The 26,660-nt window shown below is 57.2% G+C and carries 26 protein-coding genes; 15 read left to right on the top strand and 11 right to left on the bottom strand.

The window, feature by feature from the left end:
- The first annotated feature begins 136 nt into the window (after positions 1–136).
- The 4 genes from ACR0DJ_RS06675 to ACR0DJ_RS06690 are packed head-to-tail and all read left to right on the top strand — an operon-like array spanning position 137 to position 4,378.
- On the top strand, positions 137–1,744 hold the full coding sequence (locus tag ACR0DJ_RS06675) for a L,D-transpeptidase family protein (protein ID WP_480684315.1): 1,608 nt from the start codon (positions 137–139) through the stop codon (positions 1,742–1,744).
- Between the two features lie 34 nt (positions 1,745–1,778).
- Positions 1,779–2,870 (top strand): UDP-3-O-(3-hydroxymyristoyl)glucosamine N-acyltransferase, encoded by a 1,092-nt coding sequence (lpxD, locus tag ACR0DJ_RS06680; RefSeq protein WP_425078275.1) that lies wholly within the window; start codon positions 1,779–1,781, stop codon positions 2,868–2,870.
- Positions 2,871–2,902: 32 nt separating this feature from the next.
- Positions 2,903–3,160, top strand: coding sequence for an acyl carrier protein (locus ACR0DJ_RS06685; RefSeq protein ID WP_152458003.1), 258 nt, complete (start codon positions 2,903–2,905; stop codon positions 3,158–3,160).
- 9 nt (positions 3,161–3,169) lie between these two features.
- Positions 3,170–4,378 carry a beta-ketoacyl-[acyl-carrier-protein] synthase family protein gene (locus ACR0DJ_RS06690; protein ID WP_480684316.1) on the top strand — a complete coding sequence of 403 codons (1,209 nt, stop codon included), beginning with the start codon at positions 3,170–3,172 and terminating at the stop codon, positions 4,376–4,378.
- A 56-nt stretch (positions 4,379–4,434) separates the two neighbouring features.
- Here the strand turns inward: ACR0DJ_RS06690 and ACR0DJ_RS06695 are convergent, their stop codons facing one another.
- Entirely contained in the window at positions 4,435–5,013 is a 579-nt protein-coding gene (locus ACR0DJ_RS06695) for an invasion associated locus B family protein (protein ID WP_425078273.1), read from the bottom strand.
- Between the two features lie 478 nt (positions 5,014–5,491).
- Between ACR0DJ_RS06695 and ACR0DJ_RS06700 the strand changes: the two genes are divergently transcribed.
- A complete protein-coding gene (locus ACR0DJ_RS06700) occupies positions 5,492–7,039 on the top strand; it encodes a helicase HerA-like domain-containing protein (RefSeq protein WP_480684317.1) in 1,548 nt (515 codons plus the stop codon).
- Positions 7,040–7,071: 32 nt separating this feature from the next.
- On the opposite strand, the gene ACR0DJ_RS06705 is transcribed toward ACR0DJ_RS06700, so the two are convergent.
- The 8 genes from ACR0DJ_RS06705 to ACR0DJ_RS06740 all read right to left on the bottom strand — a co-directional run bounded on the left by ACR0DJ_RS06705 (position 7,072) and on the right by ACR0DJ_RS06740 (position 13,973).
- The gene (locus tag ACR0DJ_RS06705) at positions 7,072–7,326 is read right to left on the bottom strand and encodes a hypothetical protein (protein ID WP_170344254.1); all 255 of its coding nucleotides are present in this window, start codon (positions 7,324–7,326) and stop codon (positions 7,072–7,074) included.
- Between the two features lie 181 nt (positions 7,327–7,507).
- Positions 7,508–8,821, bottom strand: coding sequence for a branched-chain amino acid ABC transporter permease (locus tag ACR0DJ_RS06710; RefSeq protein ID WP_170344256.1), 1,314 nt, complete (start codon positions 8,819–8,821; stop codon positions 7,508–7,510).
- A complete protein-coding gene (locus ACR0DJ_RS06715; RefSeq protein WP_170344258.1) occupies positions 8,818–9,828 on the bottom strand; it encodes a branched-chain amino acid ABC transporter permease in 1,011 nt (336 codons plus the stop codon). Before ACR0DJ_RS06715 ends, ACR0DJ_RS06710 begins: the two co-directional genes overlap by 4 nt.
- A 209-nt stretch (positions 9,829–10,037) precedes the next feature.
- Positions 10,038–10,367: a hypothetical protein gene (locus tag ACR0DJ_RS06720; protein ID WP_170344260.1), complete on the bottom strand. Its 330-nt coding sequence runs from the start codon at positions 10,365–10,367 to the stop codon at positions 10,038–10,040.
- 247 nt (positions 10,368–10,614) lie between these two features.
- The gene (locus ACR0DJ_RS06725; protein WP_170344262.1) at positions 10,615–11,058 is read right to left on the bottom strand and encodes a hypothetical protein; all 444 of its coding nucleotides are present in this window, start codon (positions 11,056–11,058) and stop codon (positions 10,615–10,617) included.
- Complete coding sequence (locus ACR0DJ_RS06730; protein WP_257600743.1) at positions 11,051–11,881, bottom strand: ABC transporter ATP-binding protein; 831 nt, start codon at positions 11,879–11,881, stop codon at positions 11,051–11,053. The genes ACR0DJ_RS06725 and ACR0DJ_RS06730 overlap by 8 nt, the downstream gene beginning before the upstream one ends.
- Positions 11,878–12,666: an ABC transporter ATP-binding protein gene (locus tag ACR0DJ_RS06735; RefSeq protein ID WP_152457994.1), complete on the bottom strand. Its 789-nt coding sequence runs from the start codon at positions 12,664–12,666 to the stop codon at positions 11,878–11,880. The genes ACR0DJ_RS06730 and ACR0DJ_RS06735 overlap by 4 nt, the downstream gene beginning before the upstream one ends.
- Before the next feature lie 125 nt (positions 12,667–12,791).
- Positions 12,792–13,973 (bottom strand): ABC transporter substrate-binding protein, encoded by a 1,182-nt coding sequence (locus ACR0DJ_RS06740; RefSeq protein WP_480684321.1) that lies wholly within the window; start codon positions 13,971–13,973, stop codon positions 12,792–12,794.
- A gap of 153 nt (positions 13,974–14,126) precedes the next feature.
- On the opposite strand from ACR0DJ_RS06740, the gene ACR0DJ_RS06745 reads away from it, so the two are divergent.
- Together ACR0DJ_RS06745 and ACR0DJ_RS06750 are read left to right on the top strand one after the other, a co-directional pair.
- Positions 14,127–15,224, top strand: a complete 1,098-nt coding sequence (locus ACR0DJ_RS06745; RefSeq protein ID WP_480684323.1) for a PQQ-dependent sugar dehydrogenase — start codon at positions 14,127–14,129, stop codon at positions 15,222–15,224.
- A gap of 96 nt (positions 15,225–15,320) precedes the next feature.
- Positions 15,321–15,848, top strand: a complete 528-nt coding sequence (locus tag ACR0DJ_RS06750) for a GNAT family N-acetyltransferase (protein ID WP_480684324.1) — start codon at positions 15,321–15,323, stop codon at positions 15,846–15,848.
- A 9-nt stretch (positions 15,849–15,857) separates the two neighbouring features.
- Here ACR0DJ_RS06750 and ACR0DJ_RS06755 read toward each other — a convergent pair whose 3' ends face one another.
- Complete coding sequence (locus ACR0DJ_RS06755; protein ID WP_170344270.1) at positions 15,858–16,862, bottom strand: GlxA family transcriptional regulator; 1,005 nt, start codon at positions 16,860–16,862, stop codon at positions 15,858–15,860.
- 169 nt (positions 16,863–17,031) lie between these two features.
- Between ACR0DJ_RS06755 and ACR0DJ_RS06760 the strand changes: the two genes are divergently transcribed.
- Complete coding sequence (locus tag ACR0DJ_RS06760; RefSeq protein WP_152457989.1) at positions 17,032–18,402, top strand: class II 3-deoxy-7-phosphoheptulonate synthase; 1,371 nt, start codon at positions 17,032–17,034, stop codon at positions 18,400–18,402.
- 70 nt (positions 18,403–18,472) lie between these two features.
- On the opposite strand, the gene ACR0DJ_RS06765 is transcribed toward ACR0DJ_RS06760, so the two are convergent.
- On the bottom strand, positions 18,473–19,153 hold the full coding sequence (locus ACR0DJ_RS06765) for a PAS domain-containing protein (protein WP_480686237.1): 681 nt from the start codon (positions 19,151–19,153) through the stop codon (positions 18,473–18,475).
- A gap of 239 nt (positions 19,154–19,392) precedes the next feature.
- On the opposite strand from ACR0DJ_RS06765, the gene ACR0DJ_RS06770 reads away from it, so the two are divergent.
- From ACR0DJ_RS06770 to pstA, 7 genes are all read left to right on the top strand, one after another.
- Entirely contained in the window at positions 19,393–20,283 is an 891-nt protein-coding gene (locus ACR0DJ_RS06770; RefSeq protein WP_480684329.1) for a YicC/YloC family endoribonuclease, read from the top strand.
- A 17-nt stretch (positions 20,284–20,300) separates the two neighbouring features.
- Complete coding sequence (gmk, locus tag ACR0DJ_RS06775) at positions 20,301–20,942, top strand: guanylate kinase (RefSeq protein WP_170344277.1); 642 nt, start codon at positions 20,301–20,303, stop codon at positions 20,940–20,942.
- Positions 20,939–21,463: a gamma carbonic anhydrase family protein gene (locus tag ACR0DJ_RS06780; RefSeq protein WP_480684331.1), complete on the top strand. Its 525-nt coding sequence runs from the start codon at positions 20,939–20,941 to the stop codon at positions 21,461–21,463. The genes gmk and ACR0DJ_RS06780 overlap by 4 nt, the downstream gene beginning before the upstream one ends.
- A gap of 27 nt (positions 21,464–21,490) precedes the next feature.
- Positions 21,491–22,531: a sensor histidine kinase gene (locus ACR0DJ_RS06785; protein WP_480684332.1), complete on the top strand. Its 1,041-nt coding sequence runs from the start codon at positions 21,491–21,493 to the stop codon at positions 22,529–22,531.
- 193 nt (positions 22,532–22,724) lie between these two features.
- Entirely contained in the window at positions 22,725–23,765 is a 1,041-nt protein-coding gene (locus ACR0DJ_RS06790; protein WP_425078261.1) for a substrate-binding domain-containing protein, read from the top strand.
- A gap of 92 nt (positions 23,766–23,857) precedes the next feature.
- On the top strand, positions 23,858–25,330 hold the full coding sequence (gene pstC, locus ACR0DJ_RS06795; RefSeq protein ID WP_257600735.1) for a phosphate ABC transporter permease subunit PstC: 1,473 nt from the start codon (positions 23,858–23,860) through the stop codon (positions 25,328–25,330).
- Entirely contained in the window at positions 25,327–26,658 is a 1,332-nt protein-coding gene (pstA, locus tag ACR0DJ_RS06800) for a phosphate ABC transporter permease PstA (RefSeq protein WP_480684334.1), read from the top strand. Before pstC ends, pstA begins: the two co-directional genes overlap by 4 nt.
- The last annotated feature ends 2 nt before the right edge of the window (positions 26,659–26,660 follow it).

The raw sequence follows: 26,660 nt of genomic DNA on the forward strand, positions 1-26,660 counted from the left end.
GTCGATGCAAACGCGCATCAGACGACAACAGAAGCAATTTGGTAAGGAATTTGTGAATAGACAAGTCTGCGCAGTCGAATTCATAGTTGTTCGACGCATGTATCACCAACCAAGTCATTGATTCCAAGGCCATCCAATGCTTTCTGTTTTCCGAGCCAGTACCAGTATCCTGCTTGCCACCTGTTTTACGGCCACGGCCAGTGTGGCGAATACCACCTCTGAACCCACGCACAACACGGCGTTTCAGATGGCCGTCGCAGAACATACTCCACGGGACTCTCAGATCGCAGAGTTTTACCGGACAAACGGGTTTTCGCCGATTTGGGTGGGCGAATCCGATGAGCATATGCAACGCCGGGCGGCATTGATCCAGGCACTGTCACATGCGCATCTGCACGGTCTGCCGCAGGCCGATGTGACAGTTTCATCCTTGATGCAGAAAATGCAGGATGCACGCTCGACACGTGACCTTGGCGCCGTCGAAGCGGAGCTGACCCGGGTTTTCGTGGAATTTGCCGACGCATTGTACTCGGGTGTTCTGCGACCGGGAAGCATCGACGACGGACTTGTTCGGTCGGTGGATCGTCGCAGCGCGGCCGAGCATCTGAACGGCCTGAACATACATGGCGCCGGGTATTTTGCGCAGCTTGCTCCTCAAAGCCGTCAGTACCGGGCTCTGATGAAGCAGAAGCTGGCGCTTCAGGCCTTGATAGATCAAGGCGGTTGGGGGGCAACTGTCCCGGAAACCAAGCTGGAATACGGTGATACCGGGCCCAATGTCGTGAAGCTTCGCAATCGGCTGGTGTTGATGGGCTACATGAAGCCATCGGCCAGCCCCTCCTTCGACGCCGCGCTGCTGGAAGGGGTCAGGGCCTTTCAAATCGCGCATGGATTGGAACCTGATGGCGTTGCAGGCAAGGGCACGATTGCCGAGTTGAATCGCCCGGCCGTGGACCGGCTCAAGGCTGTATATGTCGCTCTGGAACGGGAACGCTGGCTGCCTCGGGATCGCGGCGCACGTCATATTCTTGTCAACCAGACAGATTTTTCGGCAAAGATCGTGGATGACGGTCAAGTCACTTTTGAAACCCGTGCGGTTATCGGCAAGAACACGCATGATCGCCGCAGCCCGGAGTTCTCGGATGTGATGGAGCATATGGTGATAAACCCCAGCTGGTATGTTCCACGCTCGATCATCACCAAGGAATACCTGCCGAAGCTGAAAGCGAACCCAAACGCGGTCGGTCATATCCAGATCACGGACAGCAGGGGGCGGCAGGTCAATCGCGGGGCGGTTGATTTCAATCAGTTCACCGCCCGGAGCTTTCCATTTGCGATGCGCCAGCCGCCCAGCAAAAGCAATGCTTTGGGGCTGGTCAAGTTCATGTTCCCCAACAAGTACAATATCTATCTGCATGATACGCCTCAGAAAAGCCTGTTCGCGCGTGAGGTGCGGGCGTTCTCGCACGGCTGCATCCGGCTGGCGCAGCCTTTCGAGTTTGCCTATGCATTGCTGGCCAAACAGGAAGAGGATCCCAAGGCCTTCTTTCATCGTGTTCTGAGCACGGGAAAGGAAACCAAGGTCGATTTGGAGCAAAAAGTTCCGGTCCACCTGATCTATCGAACAGCCTATGTCGGACCAAAGGGCGACGTGCAGTATCGCCGTGATGTCTATGGCCGGGACCGCAAGATTTGGGAGGCCCTGCAAAAGGCAGGGGTGGCCCTGCCGGACGTTCAGGGTTAAGCACAGGGCAAATCCTGCCAAAAGGAAGCCCGTGATGCAGTTTACCATTCAGCAAATCGCCGACGCTTTGGGTGCCGAGTGCCAAGGTGATGGCGGCCTGACGATCGTGCGGGCGGCCGAACCGGGCGATGCCGGCCCAACCGATCTGGCCATGGCCATGTCTCCGAAATACGCCGAAGCGCTTTCGAAAGGGGACGCGCGCGCCGCCGTTCTATGGGAAGGCGCGGATTGGCAGGCCATGGGCTTGCGGGCGGCCGTTTTCGTGAAACGTCCGCGCATGGCGATGGCGGGGATCACCGCAATGCTGGATCGCGGGCAAGGGATTGAACCGGGCATTCACCCTTCCGCGGTAATCGATCCAACGGCTGAAATCGGATCTGACGTGGCCATAGGACCGCTGACCGTTGTTGGTGCGCGGGCGCGAATTGGTTCGGGCTCGGTCATCGGAGCACACTGCGTGGTGGGTATCGACGCCGTTCTGGGCGAACAGGCCCTGCTGCGGGAAATGGTCAGCATTGGCGCGCGGGCCCAAATCGGGGATCGGTTCATCGCGCAGCCCGGCGCAAGGATTGGCGGTGACGGATTCAGTTTCGTAACGCCCGAGGTCTCTGGCGCCGAGAACGCCCGAAAAACGTTGGGCGACCAGGGCGACGCCAAGGCCCAAAGCTGGCTTCGCATCCATTCTTTGGGCGCAGTTGAGATCGGGGACGATGTCGAGGTTGGCGCCAATTGCACCGTCGACAATGGAACCATCCGCAACACGCGGATCGGTGACGGCACCAAGCTGGATAATCTGGTCCATGTCGGGCACAACACCCGCGTCGGGCAGGATTGTCTGCTGTGCGGTCAGACGGGTGTGTCCGGCTCGGTCGAGATCGGCAACAACGTTGTTCTGGGTGGTCAGACCGGAGTGGTCGACAATATTTTCATAGGGGACGGCGTCATTTCGGGCGGGGGCACGAAGATTCTGTCAAATGTGCCCGCCGGGCGCGTCATCATGGGGTATCCGGGCATCAAAATGGAGACCCATACCGATGTCTACAAGGCGCAGCGGCGACTGCCCCGCATGGCACGCGACGTTGAGGCATTGAAAAAGGCTGTTTTCAAACAGACCCCAAGCGATTAAATCATCGTCAAACTGAAAATCAGGGGATCGACATGAGCATCAGCGACCGCGTCATCGCAATCATTGCAGAGCAGGCCGTGCTGGAGCCATCGGACGTGACGCCCGAAAGCACGCTGGAAGATCTGGGAATCGACAGCCTTGGTCTGGTCGAAAGCATATTCGCCATCGAGGAAGAGTTCGACATTTCAATTCCGTTCAACGCCAATGAACCCGAGGCCAACGATTTTGATATCTCGAATGTTGCTGCGATCATTGCCGGGATCGAAAAGCTCGTGTCGGAAAAGGTCTGACAAACGCTCATGAAACGTGTTGTCATTACCGGCGCAGGTACGATCAATTCACTGGGCCATTCGGTTCCTGACACGCTGGAAGCCATGCGAGAAGGTCGCTGTGGGATCTCGGAACTGAAGTTCCGGGACGTTGACCGGTTGGCCATCAAGATCGGCGGGCAGGTTCGTGACTTTGAGGCCGAAGGGCGGTTCAACCGTCAACAGATGTCGCTGTATGACCGGTTCACCCAGTTCACTCTGACCGCCGCCAAAGAGGCCATTGATCAGTCGGGCATCGAGTTTCACGGAGAGCTTGCTGCAAAGTCAGGTGTTGTCCTGGGGACCGCCGGGGGGGGCGTGTCGACCTGGGACGACAATTACCGATCGGTCTATGAGGATGGCAAGAACAGGGTACACCCTTTTGTTGTTCCCAAACTCATGAACAACGCGGCGGCCAGCCATGTTTCCATGGAACACAACCTCAAGGGCCCCAGCTTCACCGTGTCGACCGCCTGTGCATCGTCGAACCATGCCATGGCTCAGGCCTTTCAGATGGTCCGCAGCGGTATTGCACCGGTCATGGTCACAGGCGGGTCCGAATCCATGTTGTGTTTCGGTGGCGTCAAAGCCTGGGAAGGGCTGCGCGTGATGTCGAAGGACGCATGCCGACCGTTCAGTGCCAACCGCAACGGAATGGTACAGGGGGAAGGGGCCGGTATCTTTGTTTTCGAAGAATACGAACACGCCCGTGCCCGGGGCGCCGAGATAATGTGCGAAGTCGTCGGTTTCGCTATGTCGTCAGACGCGGCCGATATCGTGATGCCCAGCAAACAAGGGGCTTCGCGGGCCATGTCAGGTGCTTTGGCCGATGCCAGGTTGAATGCCAGCGATGTGGGCTACATCAACGCGCATGGCACCGGAACGGCAGCGAATGACAAAACCGAATGTGCCGCAGTGGCGGATGTATTTGGACCCTATGCCGACGATCTGATGATATCGTCGACCAAATCCATGCATGGTCACTTGATTGGTGGAACCGGTGCGGTGGAACTGTTGGCATGTATCATGGCGCTGCGGGACGGAGTGATTGCACCCACCATAGGATACGAGGAACCCGATCCGGAATGCGCGCTTGATGTTGTGCCGAACGAAGCTCGGGAAGCCAAAGTCGACGTCGCGCTCAGCAATGCGTTTGCCTTTGGCGGGCTGAACGCGGTTTTGGCGCTGAAGCGAGTTTAAAGAACAACGCTCAAAACAAGGCCGCCGCATTCAGAGCGGCCTTTGTCTGCGATGTGTCAGTTTTGCAGGACTTCCAACTGGTCGTAACCACTGGTGAATCCATCCAGCGACATTTCGATTTGCAAAAGTTGGCTGGGGGCCAGAATGGACACCAGCGAAATCGTTGCCTTACTGCCTGCTTTCATGGCGTCTATATCGCCTTGCGTAAAGCCCAATTGCGCGACGCAGCCTACCGGGTTGCAGTGATGATAGTTGTATCTTTTGCCCGGTGCGCCGTCTATGGACACAGCAATTTGCGCTTGCAGCATGGTCTCCAGCGGCACAGTCAACCTAGCTCCGGCAACGGCCTCTGTACCTTCGGGAAGCTTGTTTATCGAGATTTCCGCAATCGGCTGGCCTTCGGCACCGGAAAGAACTTGACGCAGCAGGCAAGGATCATCGCCCTCTTCGGTCCGTAGACAGGTTATGCTCCAGGCACCACTTGTTTCTTTGACGTATTGTTCGCCTATACGTGGGCCGGTTTCTCCCAGATCCAGTTCCTGTGCAGCTTCGGTTTGGGCCGACTCGTCCTGCTGCTGGCTTTCGTCGTTGGCCTCCTGGGCGTAGACTGCGCTGCTTAGAAAGGCGACGGCCATTGCATTTGCGGTTAGAAGTTGCTTGATCATGAGTGCCTCGATTTGATGCTTGAGCTTTTTGCTTCGTTTAACACTCTTCTGAACTGGTGTCAGGCACTAACAGAACGGCAGGTCTGAACGTGAACGGATTCTTGCCAGAACACCAGAAACGACCTGCACTGAGACAGAAAAAGAGAGCTGTATAAACCAGCTCTCTTCTCCAAAAGGTTCTCCCCGTCGGACTGGCCGACTTATTTATGCGCAAACCCTACGAGAGGGTCGCAGACGGGTCAACAGCTATCCTCAAATTTTAATACTGCGGTCAGAGCTTTGAAACCATTTTTGAACCTGCAAAAAAGCCGTGCCCGAAGGCACGGCCAGTCGACAGGGAGGAAGTCTGCCCCACGTGAGGGAAACAAGCGCGGGGCAAATTGACTATCGCAGTCAAAGGTTAACTTTGTATGCTGGTCACGGATCGGTGAAACATAAGGCAGTGTTAATGGGCAAGAATGTATTTTTGGGTGGCGGAGGCGAAGGCTATGGCCAACCGCAGGAACTGGCGCTGAAATATGCGAACCGCCACGGGCTGATTGCCGGCGCCACCGGGACCGGTAAGACCGTAACTTTGCAAATCCTCGCGGAAGGCTTTTCCCAAGCCGGGGTTCCGGTGTTTTTGTCCGATGTCAAAGGTGATCTGTCGGGCCTGGCTTTGCCCGGAAGCGACGCGCACAAACTGCATCAGGCATTTATGGATCGTGCCAAACGCATTGGGTTCGACGATTTTTCCTATTCTGCCTGTCCGGTTGCGTTCTGGGATCTTTTTGGCGAACAGGGCCATCCGGTGCGGACGACGGTCACTGAAATGGGCCCTTTGCTGCTGTCCCGGTTGATGGAATTGAGCGAAGCGCAGGAAGGTATTTTGAACATCGCGTTCCGCGTGGCCGATGAAGAGGGAATGCCGCTTCTGGATCTCAAGGATCTTCAGGCGCTGCTGGTCTGGATCGGCGAGAACCGGGCCCAGCTTTCATTGCGATATGGCAATGTATCGACATCTTCGGTCGGTGCGATCCAGCGGCGTTTGCTGGTGTTGGAAAACCAGGGTGGAACAAAGCTGTTTGGCGAACCCGCGCTGGATCTGTCCGATCTGATGCGCACCGATGAAAACGGGCAGGGGATGGTGAACATCCTTGCCTCGGACAAACTGATGGCCGCGCCACGGCTGTATGCGACGTTCCTGCTGTGGCTGCTGAGCGAATTGTTTGAAGAGCTTCCCGAAGTCGGTGATCCTGAAAAACCCAAGCTGGTGTTCTTCTTCGACGAGGCGCATCTGCTGTTTGACGGCGCTCCGAAAGTGCTGGTGGACAAGGTCGAACAGGTTGCCCGCCTGATCCGGTCCAAAGGGGTGGGGGTCTATTTCATCACCCAGAATCCCGCCGATATACCCGAGGATATTCTGGGACAGTTGGGCAATCGCGTTCAGCACGCTTTGCGGGCGTTCACGGCGCGTGACCGAAAGAACCTGCGTCTGGCGGCGGAAACCTATCGCGAAAACCCCGCCTTCGACACCGAAGCCGCAATCCGCGAGGTGGGCGTCGGTGAGGCTATCACGTCGATGCTTCAGAAAAAAGGCGTTCCCGGAATCGTCGAGCGCACATTGATTCGTCCGCCGGGGTCCCAGTTGGGGCCTATTTCCGATGCCCAGCGGCGGGCCATTCTCGATGCCTCTCCGATGGCGTCGAAATATGACAATGGTATTGATCGACAGTCGGCCTTTGAAATCCTTCAGGCCCGGGCTGAGGCTGCCGCCAAGGCCGCTGAACAGGCAGAGGCCGATGAAGTGCTGGAGGCACAATCACCGATGGAGCGAGAATATTCTTCGGCTCGCAGATATTCGGGAAGCCGGGTCGGCAGATCCTCGTCCCGGGTGCAGCGCCGGAAAGACACGTTTGCATCGGCGATGACCGACGCGGTGATCAAGGAATTGAAGGGAACGACCGGACGCCGGATCGTTCGTGGTATTCTTGGCGGTTTGTTCCGCAACAGATGACGGAACGGCGCCCATCACGGGCGCCGCAATGTTCACTTCAGACGGCGCTGGCCTTCCTGACGGCAATAGGCGTCAGCCTCTGACACGGACATTTTCGTAGCTGGCAGGTCAATCGCCCGGTCCCAGGTCACCCGATCGTGACGATACAGCTGACAGGTTACGACACCCTTGGGCGTCTGGACCTTGACGGGGGTCGTCTCAAGGTCTTCCGGAGACGGAATACAGGCGGATGTTACGATGGCAACAACCGGAAACAGAAGCAGTGTCTTGAACCGTGGTGCTTTCATTTTTGACTCTTTTCAAAACGTGTGAGTGATCGTTACAGATCGGTGTAGACGTGTGTGAGTGCCGGCAACATACCGCAAAAAGAAAACACTGCGGTGGGTCCGTTTATTCAGAAAATCGTTAAGAATCAAGAAACCGTGCCGAAGTAAAGGCACGGTTTCGCTTATTGAAGGGGGAAGTGGCCTATTTCTCCGGGATCAGCCCTCTTGGGCTGAATCTGAGAACAATCAACAAGATCAGACCCATCGTGAACAGACGCATATGTGCAGCACTGTCCAACAGGTGGGCTTTCAGTGCGCTTCCGTCCGGCATGCCCGCGGTAACGACATTCATCAGCCACAACCCGATCGGTTCAACCTGAACCCACAGGAACCAGATCAGGAATGCACCCAGAACGGCCCCGAAGTTGTTGCCCGAACCACCCACGATCACCATCACCCAGACCAGAAAGGTAAAGCGCAGCGGTTGGTAGGCGCTTGGCGTCAGCTGGCCGTCCAGCGTTGTCATCATCGCACCAGCGATACCGCAAACAGCCGAACCAAGTACGAAGATTTGCAGATGACGACGGGTGACATCCTTGCCCATGGCCTCGGCCGCGACTTCATTGTCACGGATTGCGCGCATCATCCGGCCCCACGGGCTTTTCAGCGCCATCTGAGCCATCCAGAGCAGCACCAGAAGCACGATCATGAACAGCAGCGAATAACCGAGTTTGACCGAAAGGGTGGACGCGGTGACGGGATCCAATCCCAACCATTCAGCCCGCGCAAGAAAGGCCGGGTCGTTCTGCAAATCCACTTCGTAGCCCACAACAGGGGACGGGCGTGGGATGCCGTAGACGTTCTTGACGCCTCGGGCCAGCCAGTCTTCGTTTTTCATGACTGCAATGATGATTTCGGCGATACCCAATGTGGCAATCGCCAGATAATCCGAACGAAGGCCCAGCGCCGTTTTACCGATCAGCCACGCAGCGCCCGCCGCCAGCAAACCGCCCGCCGGCCAGGCCAGCAGAACGGGTAGGTTAAGACCTCCGATATTGCCGGAAATCGCCGGGTCGATTGCCTCGACCGCTGAAATGCTGGGGTCGAAAACCGCGCGATAGACGAAAAAGCCGACGACCAGAACTGCGATGATGGTGAGGGTTTGCACTCGACCTTTCGGTATTCTCGTTGCTACCAGAACAGCCGCCACCACTGTCGCGGCGCCCAGCAGCAAAGCCAGAACGATACCATAGCCGCCCGCAGCCCATGCACCGGGCGTAGGCGGTGTTGAAACCAGCACGACGGCCAGACCGCCCAGGGCGACAAAGCCCATGACGCCCACATTGAACAGACCGGCAAAACCCCATTGCAGGTTTACACCGATTGCCATGATGGCGGAAATCAGCCCCATATTCAGGATCAGGATCGCGGTGTTCCAGCTTTGCGTGAAACCGGTCAACAGGATCAGGCCGCCGACAATTGCGAAGAGCAGCGAATTTTTGACAGCGTCGGTCATACTGCTTTCCCCTTGAAAAGGCCCGTGGGCTTGAACAGAAGCACGATCAGCAGGATGACAAAGCTGACGGCGAATTTGTAATCGGTCGAGAGAAGTTGCACCAATCCTGACGGCTCAAGGTTTTCCGGTGCAAGATAGGTCAGCACCTTCTTCCAGGCGTATGTTATCGTCACTTCGGAAAACGCGATGATAAACCCGCCTGCGATGGCGCCCAGAGGATTGCCCAAACCACCCACGATGGCCGAGGCAAAGATTGGAAGCAGAAGCTGGAAATACACGAAGGGTTTGAAGCTCTTGTCCAGCCCGTAAAGAACGCCGGCAGTTGTGGCCAGTGCCGCAACGATAATCCATGTGATCATCACCACACGTTCCGGGTTGATGCCTGACAACAGCGCCAGATCCTCGTTGTCCGAATAGGCCCGCATCGACTTGCCGGTGCGCGTTTTGTTGAGAAACCAGAACAGCAGCGCCACGGCAACAACGGCCACGATCACCGTGATACCTTGCGACGTCTTGATGGCCAGCCCCTCGCGCAGACCGGTCATCGCCTTGAAATCGCGTGCCGAAACAATGAACCGGGCACCGTCCGAAAACCTTTGGTCGTCCGGCCCGATGATAAACCGGACAAGGCCGTTCATGATGAACATCACGCCCATTGAAACGATCACCAAAATGACGGGCTTCGCCTTCTGTTCACGGTAGAATTTGTAGACCAGCCTGTCGGTGATCAGCACCAGCACGATACAGCCCAGGATGGCAAAGGGCAGGGCGAGCAGGGCGGTTGGCAACGGTCCAAAGCTGATCCCGGCGGCCTGCAACCCCCATGTGACCAGCACGGCGATCATCGCGCCAAAGGCCATTGTGTCGCCATGGGCAAAGTTCGAAAACCGCAGAATGCCGTAGATCAGGGTCACGCCAAGCGCGCCCAACGCCAGTTGACTGCCATAAGCGACCGCAGGCACCAACACAAAATTCGCAAGCGCAACAAGCGCGTTGAGTAGATCCATTATTTCTTCTCACTGTCCGGGTGCGGTCTTATGGCATGACGGTCCGCGCAGGCACAATGTTTCCTGCGCTGTTTTGCGTCATATTTTTCTGCTGGTTGTGAAAAAAAATCCACGAGAAAACCGGAAGCAGGCAAGACTATTCAGTTTTGGCCTGGCTCAGTCACGCACCGGCCAATTCCGGTGGGTGACTGAGATGGTAAGAAGCGGGATCAGGCGTCCGTCTCGGTGCAGGTGCCATGATCGGTTCCCGCGTGAGGACCCTTGACCGAGAGGTCAAAGGACATGTCGTCATAATGCACGACAAAGGTCATGACATCTTCGCCTTCAATATGGACAAACGTCATGTTGCCAACGCCTTTGAACACCATCGCGTCGCCTGAAACATTCGCAGTTTCGATATTGCCCTTGTCTCCTTCCGGTGCCCGGTTGAGGCGCACTTCGCTGCCGTCACGATCCGACACACAGACAAAGTGACGTTCTTCCGCAGTTGCGGCGGTCGCGCACAAGGTGGCAATGGCCACACACATCCATTTTTTCATTTTTGGGTCCTGAACAGAGTTTCTATTCAGAAGGTTCGCTTGATTTCACGGAGCTAACTTTGGTTGACCGGGAAACCGTTTCCTTCACAAAGCCCGGCGCTAAACGCACAATGTGACCGGATTGCAGCTGAGGCGTGGAAATCTTGGGATGGTAGGAGAATTTCGGGAAACTTCGGGTATTGATTTCAGACAATTTCGGGAACAAGGATGACGTTGGAGAGCGCCATAATGGCATTGAGGAACTCCATTAAAACTCCAGTCCGCATTTTCCGGAGAATGCGCGTCTTGCTTGGCCTGCTTGCGCATAATCGACATAGCGCATTGGCAGGGTAAGAAGTGTCACTGCCACTTCGGTGTCTGAGGTCTTCGTCACATACATGTTTATGTGTTTGTCGTCCTGTGTCCGAGATGCGGTCAGCAAGTCGTTTTTTGCGGTGGCGGTCCACTCTTGTCCATTTGATAAACGGATTTTCGAAGTGATTTCGCCTGCCCTTGCTATCTGACCCACAGAAAAGTCACCAAAATTGCTTTGAACAAGTTCTGGTGGAGTACCCAAAAGTTCGAGCGTGAGTTCAGCGCCCTCGCAGTCCTCCACATACGCGCAGGTTTCTTGCAAGACGCAGGGAGATGAAAGCGCTGTACTGCCAATTGCGGTAAACGCGAGCGTCGCCACGGCCTTCAACTCACCCACCCAAGAAACTCTTCCGAACCTCCGGATCGGCCAGCAGTTCCTTGCCCGTGCCGGTATAGGCATTGCGCCCCTGAACCAGAACGTATCCCTTGTCGGCAATCTCCAAAGCCTGGCGGGCGTTCTGTTCGACCATCAGGATCGGCAGGCCGGTGCGGGACACCTCGATGATCCGGTCGAACAGTTCATCCATCACGATCGGCGAAACGCCCGCAGTCGGTTCGTCCAGCATCAGCACCTTGGGCTGGGTCATCAGCGCGCGGCCAACTGCGACCTGTTGACGTTGTCCGCCCGACAACTCTCCGGCGGCCTGGTTGCGCTTGTCGCGGAGGATCGGGAAGAGGTCATAGACCTGCTCCATCGTCTGACTGATGTCGTCGCGGCGGATGAAGGCACCCATTTCAAGGTTCTCTTCCACCGTCATCGAGGTAAAGATGTTCTGTGTCTGCGGCACGAAACCCATGCCACGCATGACCCGGTCTTGCGGGCTGAGATTGGTGATATCCTCGCCATCCAGACGCACGGACCCTGAACGGACATCCAGCATCCCGAACACAGCTTTCATCGCCGTCGACTTGCCCGCACCGTTGGGGCCGACGATGACTGCGATTTCACCCTTGTCCACGGCGATGGTGCAATCATGCAGAATGTCCGGCCCTTTGCCGTAACCACCCGTCATGGTGTCGCCGATCAGAAACGGGCCACCTTCGACCTTATGGGTCGCACCACTTTTGCGATGGGCCGGGGTCATGGTGCCGACACCGTGCGGATTGGTGATCGAGGCGTCCTTGTTGCCCTTGTCATCCTGATAGGGGTTGTCGCTCACGCGCCTGCCTCCAGTTTGTCTTTGTTCTTTAGGCCGGTGCCCAGATAGGCTTCGATCACGTGCTCGTTCGCCTTGATCTCGTCCAAGGTACCCTCGGCCAGTACCTTGCCTTCGGCCATGCAGATGACCGGATCACAGATCTTGCCGATGAAATCCATGTCGTGCTCGATGACGACGAAGGTGTATCCACGTTCCTTGTTCAGACGCAGGATCGTGTCGGCAATGGTCATCAGAAGGGTGCGGTTCACACCTGCGCCGACCTCGTCCAGAAACACGATCTTGGCGTCGACCATCATGGTGCGGCCAAGCTCCAGCAACTTTTTCTGACCACCCGAGACCTGACCCGCCTTGTGATCGGCCAGATGTTCAATCGTCAGAAACTCCAGCACCTCATCGGCCTTGGCCTTCAGTGCGCGTTCTTCGTCAGCGATGCGTTTGCGGCCGAACCACGTGTTCCACAGCGACTCGCCTGATTGCGCGCCAGGCACCATCATCAGGTTTTCACGGCAGGTCATCGACGGGAATTCATGTGCAATCTGAAACGTGCGCAACAGCCCCTTGTGGAACAGCTCATGAGGGGGCAGGCCGGTGATATCCTCGCCGTCCATCACCACCTTGCCGCTGGTCGGCGGCAAAACACCTGCGATCACATTGAACAGAGTGGTTTTTCCTGCCCCGTTGGGCCCGATCAGGCCGGTGATCGACCCTTTCTGGATTTCCAGCGATGCCCCGTCCACCGCATGAAATCCGCCGAAATGCTTGTGCACGTCCTCGACGACGATCATCTTTTCCCCTTGCCGCCTGTCCGGCGCTGTTGTCTCGACCCCGTTGATCGGGTGCGGTCTTTTTTCATTGAAACAGCCCGGACACAAGGCCCGGGCTGCTTTCATTCATAGCCTTTGACGATCAATCAACGGAAGTTGACGGTCTTGTTTTCACCGTCGGTCACTTCGATCTCACGATAGGAACCAGCGCTTTCGCCGGGGCCGATCAGTTCGACACCGGACGCACCGACATAGTCGATGTCCTGACCGTTTGCCAGCAATTCCAGACCCTTGGCCAGTTCGCCGGGATAGATCTTTTCACCCGGAGCGTTGGCAACGTCCATGATCTTGCCGCCATAGTCGGCCGGATTGGTCGATTCGGCAGCCTGCATGGCCAGCATGAACAAAGCCGCAGCGTCATAGGATTCGGGCGAATAGGGCGACGAACCGTCGAAGCCTGCGGCTTCGGCCATGGCGAAATACTTCTCGGCGCCTTCACCGCCCGAACCGGCGATCTGACCGAACGAGCCGTTCAGGTCGGGGCCGACATTGGCCGGCAGCGAGTCACCGATCATGCCGCCCGGCAGGCCAAAGGTGTCAAACGCACCGCTGTCCAGCGCCGACTGGATGATGCCCAGGCCGCCCTGATCCAGATAGCCCGCAACAACCAGAATGTCGCCACCGGCCGAGGCAAGAGCACCAACTTCGGCCGAGTAGTCGGCTTTGCCGTCCTCGTGCGCTGCAACGATGGTCACTTCACCACCTGCTGCCTCGAAAGAGGTTTGGATCGCGTCCGCCAGACCCTTGCCGTAGTCGTTGTTGGTATAGGTCAGAGCGATCGAGTTGATGCCGCGATCTTTCAGGATATCTGCCATCACCTGGCCTTCGCGCGCATCTGACGGCGCGGTGCGGAAGAACAGGCCGTTGTCTTCCATGGTCGACAAGCCCGGCGAGGTCGCCGAGGGCGAGATCATGACCATGCCATTCGGAATCGCGACATTCTGAAGGATCGCACCGGTCACGCCCGAGCAATCGCCGCCGATGATGCCGGCAACACCGTCCGCAATCATGCGTTCGCCGTTCGAAGTGGCCAGACCGTTATCAATGCAGCCGGTGTCAGCGCGCGATGCGGTCACTTTGGATCCATCCAGCAGTTTTCCGGATTCGGTGACTTCCGCCATCGCCAGTTCAGCGCCCGAACCCATTGCAGGTGCCAGCGATTCAATTGGGCCGGTGAATCCGAACAAAACACCAAGCGTGATGTCTTCGGCCAACGCAGGTCCGGCCAGCAAAGCGGATGCTGCAGTTGCTGTAAGCAGCTTTTTCATATGGTTACTCCCTATTGTGAACGTGTTCGTTCTGGCCACGAACCTAGGCAAGCTGCCCGGAAAAGAAAAGTCCTAACGCAATCGTGTTTTTATCGATCGGAAATCTATCTGTTTTGTTAGGGTTTGCCTTGGATTGTCCGGAGAAGGATCAACATGCTCAGAGCTGCCGCGATTCTGTTCGTCACTTTTTGCACCGAAAGTGCCTTGGCACAGGTGTTGTCGACCTCGGTCGGGAATACAGAAATCACCGAAATGGCAGGCGGGCTAGATACGCCCTGGGCCGTCGGCATCCTGCCAGACGGCAGTTTTCTTGTCACCGAAAGGGACGGAAACCTGCTGTATGTTCAGGACGGAGAGGCGAATGCCGTATCCGGGGCTCCCAAGGTTGCAGCTTCGGGGCAGGGCGGATTGCTGGACGTCACGATCCCGCGCGATTTCAATAAAAGCCGCGAGGTTTTTCTGACCTTTTCAAAACCGCAAAAGGGTGGCGCAGGCACGGCTGTCGCAGTCGCACGCCTGTCCGAGAACGGCACGCGCCTGACGAATCTGCGGGTCATTTTCGAGGCTTCTCCCGGCGGATCAGGCGGGCGGCATTTCGGCTCTCGCGTAGTAGAAGCCAATGACGGCACGCTTTTTTTAACCATCGGAGATCGAGGGGATGGGCCGCAGGCGCAGGATCTCTCGAACGCCATCGGGTCCGTGATCCGTATCAACCGCGACGGCTCTGTGCCGTCAGACAATCCTTTCATCGGACAGGCAGAGATCCGACCTGAAATCTGGTCCTATGGGCACCGCAACCCACAGGGGGCCGATCTGGATAGGCGCGGCCGATTGTGGGTGTCGGAACACGGTGCGCGCGGCGGCGACGAGGTGAACCTTGTCAAACCCGGCGCCAATTACGGCTGGCCGGTCATCTCGTACGGCACGCATTATTCCGGAGAGAAGATCGGCGAAGGCACCAGCAAGCCCGGCATGGAACAGCCGCGCCTGTATTGGGACCCGTCGATCGCGCCGTCGGGGTTGATGGTCTATTCGGGTACCATGTTTCCTGAATGGCGGGGCGACATTTTCGTGGGCTCGCTGAAATTCGACTATATCGCGCGGCTGTCCGGAGACCCGCTGCGCGAGGTCGAGCAGATCAAGGGCCCCGAGACCGAACGGGTCCGTGACATCGTGCAGGCCCCGGATGGGGCGATCTGGTTCATCTCGGTCGGGCAGAGTGCGGTTTACAGGATGTCTGTGAAACAGTGACATACGAGGCATGCCAGCAGATTCCACAATTCCATTTGCGCGTTTTCATCGTCGCAGTCACTCTGTCCAACAGGTTACACGGTTAAGGGGATATCAATGAGTGATTTCGACATTGAATTGTGCACAAGTATCCCGCCAAGAACCGAGCTGAATAAGATTTTGATGCAATATTATGCTCTTATCGCTCAAAGAATGCAGGATATGGGGTTTGAATTGGATCCTTCCGCACCGCAAAGCGCACTTGCGGAATTCTGGGCAAATACGGATGACTACATGCCTCCGAACGGATGCCTGATCGTCGCAAGAAACCGCGGTGGCAAAATCGTGGGGTGTGGAATGATGAAACGGTTTGATCAGTATACCGGCGAGTTGAAACGTGTATTTGTAACCGAAGACGCTCGGGGCTCCGGAGTGGGGCGCGCATTGATTCAAGCACGAGAACAAGCCGCCAGAGCCATGGGGCTGAAGCGGTTAATCGCAGATACACTCACCCCAAATGTGGAAATGCGATCTTTGTATCCCAAGCTTGGGTTTGTTGAACTGGACTCTCCGATCGAGACAACAACCTACAAAGATCAGCCCATGCTCCGACCGTACTTGCACTATTTCGTCAAAGAGCTTTGACGCTGGGCTTTAGACCGACAGCCGTCCGCTCTGCGCACCACGCTCGCGATAGGGCGTGGTGTTGTAATGCGCCCGATAGCATTTCGAGAAATGGCTGGGCGAGGCGAACCCACAGGCCAGCGCCACGTTGATGACGCTCATATCGGTCTGCATCAGCAGGTTCCGGGCCTTGTGCAGGCGCAGCTCCATGTAATAGCGCTTGGGGGAACGGCTGAGGTACCGGCGGAAAAGACGCTCCAACTGGCGGGTCGACATACCCACGTCCTTGGCCAGAATCGAGGGCGAGATCGGCTCTTCGATGTTCTTTTCCATCATCAGGATAACCTGGCTCAACTTCGGATGCCGCACACCGATTCGGGTCGGAGTTGACAGGCGCTGCGTGTCCTGGTCGGTTCGGATCGAGGAATAGATCATCTGATCCGCCACCGCGTTGGCCAGATCCTCGCCATAGTCATCCGCAATCAGCTTGAGCATCAGGTCGATCGACGAGGTGCCGCCCGCGGTCGTCATGCGGCTGCCATCGATCTGAAAGACGGCTTTGGTCAGTTCGACCTCATCGAATTCCTCGATGAAACTGTCAGAGTTCTCCCAGTGGATCGTCGCCTTCTTGTTGTCCAGCAACCCGGCCTTTGCCAGAGTATAGGCCGCCGTGCAGAGGCCCCCGATCCGCAAGCCCCTTCGGGCTTCGCGCCGCAGCCAGTTCAGCACGCGCTTGGTGGTGGCCGCCTGAACGTCCACACCACCGCAAATCAGAACAACGTCGTCGCGCTGTAGCTCTACGAGATCACTGTCCAGCTTGAACTCGGTCCCGGCCGAGCAGGTTACCGTTTCCCCGCCTTCTCCCATCAGCTTCCAGGTATAAAGCTGTCTGTTCGCCATGCGGTTGGCGATGCGCAGACTGTCAAGCGCCGAAGCAAAGGACAGCAGCGAGAATTTGTCCAAAAGGACAAAAACGAAATTCCGGGGTGGGGCCGCAGTGTCTTCCACCGTGACAACTTGGCGTTGCTCTTGCATGGCGAGATGTCCTTGCTTCGCTGCTGGTCAGTTTATTATTCAGCAGCAGATTTGACAGCCACCATGATCAAAGCTTGTTTACGTCGTCAAGAGGCGCAAATGGGATATGGTCACTCTTCATTGCATTTTGTATAGAGACCACCTGAAAACTTCAGCGGAGACCAAAGCTATGACCGAATGGCAAAAATCGAACTGGCGCAACAAGCCCCGGGTTCAGATGCCAGATTATACCGACGCGGCCGCGCTGGCCAAGGTCGAGGCTCAGCTTTCAAAGTATCCCCCGCTGGTCTTTGCCGGCGAGGCGCGGCGTCTCAAACAGCATCTGGGTGCCGCCGGTCGCGGCGAGGCCTTCCTTCTGCAAGGCGGGGATTGCGCTGAAAGCTTTGAACAATTCAGCGCTGATGCGATCCGTGACACGTTCAAGGTGATGCTGCAAATGGCGATGGTTCTGACTTATGGCGCCAAGGTGCCGGTGGTCAAAGTCGGTCGTATGGCCGGGCAATTTGCCAAGCCACGCAGTGCCCCGACCGAAGTTGTGGATGGTGTGGAACTGCCCAGCTACCGCGGCGACATCATCAACGAATTGGCCTTCACACCCGAAGCCAGGATTCCGAATCCCAACAAGATGTTGCAGGCCTATACGCAAGCGGCGGCGACACTGAACTTGCTGCGCGCTTTCTCAACCGGTGGATTCGCGGATATGAGCCGCGTTCACGCTTGGACTCTGGGTTTTGCGGATGAACAGGACGTTCAGAAATACTCCGAGGTAGCGGACCGTATTCAGGACACCATCGACTTCATGGAAGCCGCTGGTATCACTGCGGAAACAACCCATGAATTCTCGACCGTTGAATTCTACACCAGCCACGAAGGGCTGTTGCTGGAATATGAAGAGGCACTGACGCGTCTGGATTCGACCTCGGGCAACTGGCTGGCCGGCTCTGGTCACATGATCTGGATCGGCGACCGAACCCGTCAGCCCGATGGCGCGCATGTCGAGTTCTGCCGCGGGGTTCTGAACCCGATCGGTCTGAAATGCGGCCCGACCACCACGGCCGAAGACCTGAAGGTTCTGATGTCCAAGCTGAACCCCGACAACGAAGAGGGGCGTCTGACCCTGATCGCGCGCTTTGGCGCGGGCAAGGCGGGCGAGCACCTGCCGCGTCTGATCAAGGCGGTCAAGGAAGAGGGCGCCAAGGTGACCTGGGTCTGCGACCCTATGCACGGCAACACGATCAAATCGGCCACGGGTTACAAAACCCGCCCGTTTGATTCAGTTCTGCGCGAGGTGCGTGACTTCTTTGGTGTGCATCAGGCCGAGGGCACCATCCCCGGCGGCGTGCATTTCGAAATGACCGGCCTGGATGTGACCGAATGCACCGGTGGTGTACGCGCCGTGACCGAAGAGGATCTGTCGGATCGCTACCACACCGCCTGCGATCCGCGCTTGAACGCGTCGCAATCGCTGGAACTTGCGTTCCTGGTGGCGGAAGAGCTGACCAACCTGCGCCGCAACGGCTCGAAACGCGCGGTAAGCTAAGCGCAATTGTAACACTGACAACAGCGGGCCATCGGTCCGCTGTTTTTTGTTCACGGCTGTCTTACGTGTTTCAATCGTCGCGAGACACCACCAGATGAAGATGGCCGGCAGAGCGTTTGAATTCGCGTTGTTCCTCGGCAAAACCTTCCACAGGACGGCGCAGAGTGGGCGCGGGTACCTGAATTTCAGAAACCGGTTTGATCCGCGTATCAGACAGTGAAAACCGGCGCGGTGTCTTGCCGATTGCGCCATCGGCGATCATGACCCCCAAAACACGACTGACATCCCCAAGGTCGCTTTTCAGTGGCAAAAGGATCATCCGGGCCTGCATCCGGGTACGTCCCAACACCCCGCCCGAGGTCAGACTCAATTCGGCAACAGCGGGGGATGCAAATACCTGCTCCAGAACATCCTTGGTCTGCGCACGGGCATCCGGTTGAAAGAACGCGGTCAACGGCATCCCTCGCACTTCCATCCCTGCTAGTGCGTTCAGATGGCTGCCTGCCAGACGAAATCGGGCCAGGCCGGGTGCGATGCGTTCCAGGATGAAAGTATATTCAAGAACATTCTCAAGACCGCGCGGGTCGATTTGAGACCGCATTGGTACGCTGTCACCGCTCAACAACGCGATCCAATACGCCTCGGCCTGGCGGATCGGCGATAGGCTGCGCCCACTGTCAAAGCGATCCATTGCGACGATCTTTCCAAATTCTGACCCGGAACCTATCCCGAAAAAGGTTTTCATTTTCATCACCCTAACGTCAATTGGCCGCCTTTTTCATAAAATGCAACACATTGGAAGCATCAACGGCCCGCAAACCATTGCTATGGGCAGTTTGACTCGGGTTAATTCAATTTTGGAGCAATTCTTTAACGAATGGTTAACTTGCGCCAAACAAATGCGTCTTCAGCAAACTCTTGCTCTGCACCAGTCAATAGCATTAGGTGCGGCACATGCTCGAAACAGCAAGGGAACAGGAAAGGGCCATCATGATCAGATCCATGACCGGATTTGCCTCGGGGAAGGGAACTTTCGGACCGCACAGCTGGTCGTGGGAACTTCGCAGCGTAAACGGCAAGGGGCTGGACATGCGACTGCGCGTGCCCGACTGGTTGACCGGTCTCGAAGTCGCGTTGCGGGCGTCGCTGTCCAAATCCCTGAGCCGGGGAAACGTGACCCTGTCGATGCGCTTGAACCGCGAGGATTCTGCCCCGGACCTGGCCTTGAACGAAGCCGCGATGGCTGCGGCCCTGACTGCTCTTGAACGAACGGAAGCGCTGGCAGTTGCGCGCGGCATCACGCTGGCGCCGTCGCGTGCGTCAGATCTTTTGGCGCTCAAGGGGATGATGGACGCAGGAACCGAGGCTGACGATCCGGCTCCGCTTGTTGCTCATCTGACGTCCGAGTTCAAAGATCTTCTGGCGGCGTTCATAGATATGCGCAAAACCGAAGGGGCAGCTTTGGCGGTGGTCTTGAACACGCAACTGGGACGGGTCGCGGAACTGACGACGCAAGCCGCGGCCATTGCCGAGCAACGCAAGGACGAGATGACCGAGGGGCTGCGTGAGAATCTCGCGCGGGTGCTGGAGAACACGCAAGGCGCGGATCCTGATCGTGTCGCGCAAGAGCTGGCGATGATCGCGGTCAAGGCGGATATCACCGAAGAAATCGACCGCCTGACCGCGCATGTAGGGGCCGCGCGTGAGTTGTTGGCACAGGACGGGGCCGTGGGCCGCAAGCTGGATTTCCTGATGCAAGAGTTCAATCGCGAGGCCAACACGCTGTGTTCCAAGGCGCAAAGCTCGGACCTGACATCGGTCGGGCTGGAACTGAAAGCGGTGATCGATCAGATGCGCGAGCAAGTGCAGAACGTGGAATAAGAATGGGAACGACTGACATGGCGGACCGCCGAGGCCTACTAATCATCCTGTCTTCTCCGTCCGGAGCGGGCAAATCGACCCTGGCCAGACGGCTGATGGCCTGGGATACGGATCTGGAATTCTCGATCTCGGCGACGACCCGGGCTCCGCGCCCCGGCGAAGAGCATGGGCGCGAGTATTTCTTCCTGTCCGAGGACGAATTCAAACAGCAGGTCGCTGATGGGCAGATGCTGGAACATGCCCATGTATTCGGAAACTTCTATGGCTCGCCTGCCGAGCCGGTCAAAAATTCGATCAATGCCGGCAAGGACGTATTGTTCGACGTCGACTGGCAGGGTGAAGTGCAGATCCGAAATTCGGATCTGGGCAAGCACGCGTTGTCGATCTTCATTCTGCCGCCGTCCATCCCCGAGCTGCGCCGCCGGCTGGAAACGCGCGGGCAAGACAGTGATGACGTTATCGGCCGCCGTATGCTCAAAAGCTGGGATGAAATCAGCCACTGGGGCTATTACGATTACGTCCTGATCAACGATGACCTAGAGGCAACCGAAGAAAAGCTGAAAACAATCGTCAGCGCTGAGCGGATGCGCCGCATTCAGCAACCCAGGTTGCAACAGCACGTCCGCAAGTTGCAGAGAGAATTCGAGGGACTGTCATGACCATTTACGCTTTGGGCGAGCACGCTCCGCACATTCACGAGGACACCTGGGTCGCGCCCGATGCCAATCTGATTGGCAAGGTTGTGCTCGAGAAGGGGGCCTCGGTTTGGTTCGGCTGCACGATTCGCGCGGATCACGAAGAAATCCGGGTCGGCGAAGGCAGCAACGTTCAGGAAAACTGCGTGATGCATATCGACGCCGGCTTTCCCCTGACGATTGGTCGAAATTGCACCATCGGGCACAAGGTGATGCTGCATGGCTGCGCCATAGGCGAAAACACGTTGGTCGGAATGGGCGCAATCGTTCTGAACGGGGCGAAGATCGGCCGGAACTGTCTGATCGGAGCAGGGGCCCTGATCACCGAGGGCAAGGAAATTCCCGACAATTCGCTTGTCATGGGATCGCCGGGCAAGGTCGTGCGCCAACTGGATGAGGCCGCGGCCCAAAAAATCACGTTCAGTGCGCTGCACTATCAGGAAAACATGCGCAAATTCCGTGAAACCCTGAAACCTGCGCTTTGACGCGGCGGAATGAGTGGGTTTTGAACCATGACCGAAGACGTTCTTGAGGACATTGTTCTTGCGATCCCGTTGCCGGCGCTGATGGTGGATCAGACTGAACGGATCATTGCCGCGAACACGGATGCAACGTCTCTTCTGGGCCAGAACATTGTTGGACGTCATTTTGCGACCATATTGCGACAGCCGCAGGTTCTGGACGCGATCGAGCAAAGCCTGACAAGCAAAAGCGCAAAGAAAGCACGTCATCTGTCCAATGACGGCGCGCAGGACACAACATACACAGTCGAATGCAGATACATGAACGGTGTCGCTTCCGAAGGGGCCGTCATGGTCACGTTTCAGGATACCACCCATCTGGAACACGCCAGCCAGATGCGACGGGATTTCGTAGCCAATGTCAGCCATGAATTGCGCACGCCGTTGACCGCCTTGATGGGTTTCATTGAAACCTTGCGTGGTCCGGCACGCGAAGACCCCGAGGCACGGGATCGGTTCCTCAAGATCATGGCCGATGAAGCCAACAGGATGAACCGTCTGGTCGGGGATCTGTTGTCGTTGAACCGGGTCGAAAGCGAAGAACGTGTTCGACCCAGGCAACAGCTGGAGCTTACCGGTCTTCTTCAATCCACGATAAACTCTTTGCGGCCCCTTGCGGAAGACGCTGGCGTGGTTCTGTCGCTGGACGTGAAAAACGGTCCGCTTTCAGTCACCGGCGACGGTGATCAATTGCGACAGGTTTTCACCAATCTCATCGAGAACGGGATCAAATATGGCGCTAGTGGCGGCAGCGTCACCGTACGTGTCTTGCCTGTGGACAGGGATCCGGCGATGCGCGGCCCGGCTGTCCGAATCCAGTTCATAGACAAGGGGCCCGGCATAGATGCCGTTCACCTGCCGCGCCTGACTGAGCGATTCTATCGCGCCGACAGCCACAGGTCGCGGCAACTGGGCGGAACGGGGCTTGGTCTTGCGATTGTGAAGCACATCGTCAATCGCCATCGTGGAAGACTTCGCGTCGAAAGCGAATTGGGAAAAGGCTCTGTTTTTACAGTTGTTTTACCTCGTTGAAACAACTTGGAATGCAAGTCTGCTTTTATTCTGACCCTTTGGGGCATTGGCGTTTCTTTGAATAAAACGCAAAAAATCGCCTCCTGTCATAAAACCGTTACGCATGTGTCACAAAAGGCTTACGCACGAGCCATAGGGGTCCCCGCAGGATCATCATGGTGGTGATCAAGCATACCTTTTCAGGGAGACTGAAATGTCCTTTGTAAAACTGTCGGCATCTGCGCTGGCTATCGCTGCCGTCTCGGCGACCACTGCTGCGGCGCGTGACAACGTTCAGATCGCCGGTTCGTCGACCGTTCTGCCTTATGCCTCGATCGTGGCCGAACTGTTCGGTGAAAACACAGACTTTCCAACTCCGGTTGTTGAATCCGGCGGGTCGTCGGCTGGTCTGAAGCGTTTCTGCGAAGGCGTTGGCGAAAACACCATCGACGTTGCAAACGCGTCGCGCGCGATCCGTGAAAAAGAGATCAAAGCCTGCGCCGAAAACGGTGTGACCGACATCATGGAAGTCCGCATCGGTTATGACGGCATCGTATTCGCAAGCCAGCAGACCGGGCCTGACTTCACCGCGTTCGAGCCGTCCGACATTTTCAACGCACTAGGCGCGAAAGTTCTGAAAGACGGTCAGATCGTTGACAACCCGTACAACACCTGGGCCGAGTTCAACCCGGAACTGCCCGATGTTGAAATCGCAGGCTTCATCCCGGGCACCAAGCACGGCACCCGCGAAGTGTTCGAAGAAAAGGTTCTGCTGATCGGTTGTGAAGAAACCGGCGCGATGGAAGCCATGATCGCGGGCGGCATGAGCGAAGACGACGCTGAAGATGCCTGTCTGGCGGTTCGCACCGATGGCAAATCGGTCGATATCGACGGTGACTATACCGAAACCCTGGCGCGTATCGACACCAACCCCAACGGTATCGGCGTGTTTGGTCTGGCGTTCTACGAGAACAACACCGACAAGTTGAAGGTTGCCACCATGTCGGGTGTCGCACCGTCGACCGAAACCATCTCGACCGGCGAATATCCGGTTTCCCGCCCGCTGTTCTTCTACGTGAAGAAAGCTCATATCGGCGTGATCCCCGGTTTGAAGGAATACGCGCAGTTCTTCACCCATGACGAAATCGCCGGTCCGTCGGGCCCGCTTGCCAACTATGGCCTGGTCGCCGATCCTGAACTGGCAAAAACTCAGGACGCAATCGCCAACGAAGTCACCATGGGTTCGGGCAGCTGAGCCTGACGTCAGTGTAACGCAAATGGGGGCGACGGATCAGTCGCCCCTTCACTGTCTTTTTACTACTCGCAATCGAAGGCAATGGGGGTGTCATGCCGATACTTTGGCTCTTTCTGATCGTTTCGGCGATCGCGGCTGTCGGCTATCTACTGGGACGTACGCGCGCACTGCAAAACGCAGGGGGTGACAGTCGGAACCTGCATTCCCTGCCATCTTTTTACGGTGCAAACGTTGCACTGAAGACACTTGTGCCGGCCTTCGGTCTCTTGATCGTGTGGCTGTTGGCGCAGCCTTTCTTCCTCAATGCGCAGGTGTCGGACATGATACCGGACTCTGTGATAAAGGAAGGTTCCTCCCGCAGCCTGGTGATGGCCGAAGTACGCCGCACCGCTGCCGGGCTGGACAACGCGGTTGCGCAAGGCACTCTGACCCAGAACGCCGCCAGTGATGCCGATGCAAATGTCGCCGAGATCACCCAGCTTTTGAAGGACGCGGGGCAGGTTGTGACTTCGGACATCACCCAACCGGTACTGCGCGCTGCGCAGAGCTATCGCGCCATGAGTTCGACCGGGTACGCAATCATGTCCGTTGCCGTTGTCGCGGTTGCCTTGATCGGTGCCGTAGCGGGCTGGTTGCAAACCAACGCCGAATACCGTGCGCGCAACGTTGTGGAACAGGGGGTCCGTGTCCTGCTTCTGGCGGCCGCGTCGGTTGCCATTCTGACAACGGTGGGCATTGTCCTGTCTCTTGTGTTCAACACCTGGGAATTCTTCAAACTGTACCCGGCGTCAGATTTCTTTTTCGGCATGACCTGGGCACCCAGCTTTTCGGGCCGCGGCGGGTTGTCCGAACTCGGTATCTTGCCGCTGCTGTGGGGGACGCTCTACATCTCTGTCGTGGCGCTGCTGGTTGCAGTGCCGATCGGATTGTTCGCCGCGATCTATCTCAGCGAATACGCTTCGTCCCGCTTGCGCTCTGTCGCCAAGCCGCTGCTTGAGGTGCTGGCCGGGATTCCGACCATCGTTTACGGTCTCTTCGCCTTGTTGACCGTTGGCCCGCTGCTGTTGGACGTATTTGGTGAAAGTGGCCTGGGCTGGATGAAAGCCGGCACTGCCGTCATGACTGCGGGTCTGGTGATGGGGATCATGTTGATCCCGTTTGTCTCATCGCTGTCTGACGACATTATCAACGCAGTGCCGCAGGCCATGCGCGACGGTTCTTATGGCCTTGGCGCCACGCAATCGGAAACCATCCGTCAGGTCGTTCTGCCCGCCGCGTTGCCCGGTATCGTCGGCGCGATCCTTCTGGCGGCATCACGCGCCATCGGCGAGACCATGATCGTGGTTCTCGGGGCAGGGGCCGCGGCCCGCCTCAGCCTGAACCCGTTCGAAGCCATGACAACCGTGACAGCCAAGATCGTCAGCCAGTTGACGGGGGACGCCGACTTTGCCTCGCCCGAGGCGCTGGTCGCCTTCGCACTTGGCATGACCCTTTTCATTCTCACCTTGGGGCTTAACGTGTGTGCCCTTTATATCGTGCGCAAGTACCGGGAGCAGTACGAATGACCGACACCAGTATGCAAAGCCCCCAATCCGGTCGCCATACGATCTCGCTTACGGCTTCGGATGAACGCACGAAGAAACGCGCCAAGGCCGAGAAACGGTTCCGTGCTTATGGCATCGCCGCAATCGCAACCGGTCTGTTCTTTCTGGTTGTTCTGTTTGCTTCGATCCTGTCGCAGGGTATCCCGGCCTTCCAACGCACGGTCGTCAGCATTGATTTCACACTGACCGAACCGCAGCGGGACGAGGCCGAAGGGGCCCTTTTCAAGACAAAAGTCTATTCCAACCTGTTCGTCGCCCAGTTGAACAGTGAACTTGCCGAACGCGGAATCAGCGTTGATTTTGATGAGGCCGCGATCGAGCGTCTTTTGGGAAAAGTCGGCGGGACGATCCGGACCTTCTATTCCGAAAATCCAGACAAGCTGGGTGAGGCGGTCAGTTTCGATCTGGCGGCATCCAGCCGGGTGGACGGGTATTTCAAAGGCCGCGTATCCCGCGACACGATACAGGACAGCCGGTTTCTGCAAAAAAGCGATCTGGATCTGGTCGATGCGCTGGAACAGGCAGGCATCATCAGGCAGGTATTCAACTGGCCCTTCATCACCGGCGCGGACGCAGGCGTGGACAACCCCGGCGGCGCAGGTATCGGTGTCTCGGTTGTGGGATCATTCTTCATGATGCTGGTCGTTCTGTGTCTGTCGCTTCCGATTGGCGTTGCAGCTTCGATCTACCTCGAAGAATTTGCGCCGCAGAACAAGTTGACTGACCTGATCGAAGTGAACATTTCGAACCTTGCCGCGGTTCCGTCCATCGTCTTCGGCATTCTGGGCCTGGCCGTTTTCATTCAGTTCATGCACCTGCCGCAATCGGCGCCGCTGGTCGGCGGTCTGGTTCTGACCCTGATGACGCTTCCGACGATCATCATCTCGACCCGTGCGTCTTTGAAGGCCGTGCCTCCGTCGATCCGCGATGCGGCGTTGGGGGTAGGGGCGTCGAAAATGCAGGCGGTGTTTCACCACGTGCTGCCACTGGCCGCGCCGGGCATTCTGACAGGTACCATCATCGGTCTGGCGCAAGCCTTGGGAGAAACCGCGCCCCTCCTGCTGATCGGCATGGTTGGATTTGTCGCGCGCGGTTATCCTGACGGCTTTCTTGCAGGCTTTACCGAGCCGAACTCGGCCATGCCCGCCCAGATCTATACATGGGCCGCACGCGCTGACGCGGGCTTTTACGAGAAGGCGTGGGGTGGGATCATCATACTTTTGATGTTCCTGCTGACCATGAATATCATCGCAATCATCTTGCGCCGCCGCTTTGAACGCCGCTGGTAAAT

This window comes from Ruegeria sp. BF10, from assembly GCF_056538725.1.

Bases quoted from the DNA above. Each gene is read 5' to 3' on its own strand.
- ACR0DJ_RS06675 (WP_480684315.1), top strand. From the start codon at position 137: ATGCTTTCTGTTTTCCGAGCCAGTACCAGTATCCTGCTTGCCACCTGT.
- lpxD (WP_425078275.1), top strand. From the start codon at position 1,779: ATGCAGTTTACCATTCAGCAAATCGCCGACGCTTTGGGTGCCGAGTGC.
- ACR0DJ_RS06685 (WP_152458003.1), top strand. From the start codon at position 2,903: ATGAGCATCAGCGACCGCGTCATCGCAATCATTGCAGAGCAGGCCGTG.
- ACR0DJ_RS06690 (WP_480684316.1), top strand. From the start codon at position 3,170: ATGAAACGTGTTGTCATTACCGGCGCAGGTACGATCAATTCACTGGGC.
- ACR0DJ_RS06695 (WP_425078273.1), bottom strand. From the start codon at position 5,013: ATGGCCGTCGCCTTTCTAAGCAGCGCAGTCTACGCCCAGGAGGCCAAC.
- ACR0DJ_RS06700 (WP_480684317.1), top strand. From the start codon at position 5,492: ATGGGCAAGAATGTATTTTTGGGTGGCGGAGGCGAAGGCTATGGCCAA.
- ACR0DJ_RS06705 (WP_170344254.1), bottom strand. From the start codon at position 7,326: ATGAAAGCACCACGGTTCAAGACACTGCTTCTGTTTCCGGTTGTTGCC.
- ACR0DJ_RS06710 (WP_170344256.1), bottom strand. From the start codon at position 8,821: ATGACCGACGCTGTCAAAAATTCGCTGCTCTTCGCAATTGTCGGCGGC.
- ACR0DJ_RS06715 (WP_170344258.1), bottom strand. From the start codon at position 9,828: ATGGATCTACTCAACGCGCTTGTTGCGCTTGCGAATTTTGTGTTGGTG.
- ACR0DJ_RS06720 (WP_170344260.1), bottom strand. From the start codon at position 10,367: ATGAAAAAATGGATGTGTGTGGCCATTGCCACCTTGTGCGCGACCGCC.
- ACR0DJ_RS06735 (WP_152457994.1), bottom strand. From the start codon at position 12,666: ATGATCGTCGTCGAGGACGTGCACAAGCATTTCGGCGGATTTCATGCG.
- ACR0DJ_RS06740 (WP_480684321.1), bottom strand. From the start codon at position 13,973: ATGAAAAAGCTGCTTACAGCAACTGCAGCATCCGCTTTGCTGGCCGGA.
- ACR0DJ_RS06745 (WP_480684323.1), top strand. From the start codon at position 14,127: ATGCTCAGAGCTGCCGCGATTCTGTTCGTCACTTTTTGCACCGAAAGT.
- ACR0DJ_RS06750 (WP_480684324.1), top strand. From the start codon at position 15,321: ATGAGTGATTTCGACATTGAATTGTGCACAAGTATCCCGCCAAGAACC.
- ACR0DJ_RS06755 (WP_170344270.1), bottom strand. From the start codon at position 16,862: ATGCAAGAGCAACGCCAAGTTGTCACGGTGGAAGACACTGCGGCCCCA.
- ACR0DJ_RS06760 (WP_152457989.1), top strand. From the start codon at position 17,032: ATGACCGAATGGCAAAAATCGAACTGGCGCAACAAGCCCCGGGTTCAG.
- ACR0DJ_RS06765 (WP_480686237.1), bottom strand. From the start codon at position 19,153: ATGAAAATGAAAACCTTTTTCGGGATAGGTTCCGGGTCAGAATTTGGA.
- ACR0DJ_RS06770 (WP_480684329.1), top strand. From the start codon at position 19,393: ATGATCAGATCCATGACCGGATTTGCCTCGGGGAAGGGAACTTTCGGA.
- gmk (WP_170344277.1), top strand. From the start codon at position 20,301: ATGGCGGACCGCCGAGGCCTACTAATCATCCTGTCTTCTCCGTCCGGA.
- ACR0DJ_RS06780 (WP_480684331.1), top strand. From the start codon at position 20,939: ATGACCATTTACGCTTTGGGCGAGCACGCTCCGCACATTCACGAGGAC.
- ACR0DJ_RS06785 (WP_480684332.1), top strand. From the start codon at position 21,491: ATGACCGAAGACGTTCTTGAGGACATTGTTCTTGCGATCCCGTTGCCG.
- ACR0DJ_RS06790 (WP_425078261.1), top strand. From the start codon at position 22,725: ATGTCCTTTGTAAAACTGTCGGCATCTGCGCTGGCTATCGCTGCCGTC.
- pstC (WP_257600735.1), top strand. From the start codon at position 23,858: ATGCCGATACTTTGGCTCTTTCTGATCGTTTCGGCGATCGCGGCTGTC.
- pstA (WP_480684334.1), top strand. From the start codon at position 25,327: ATGACCGACACCAGTATGCAAAGCCCCCAATCCGGTCGCCATACGATC.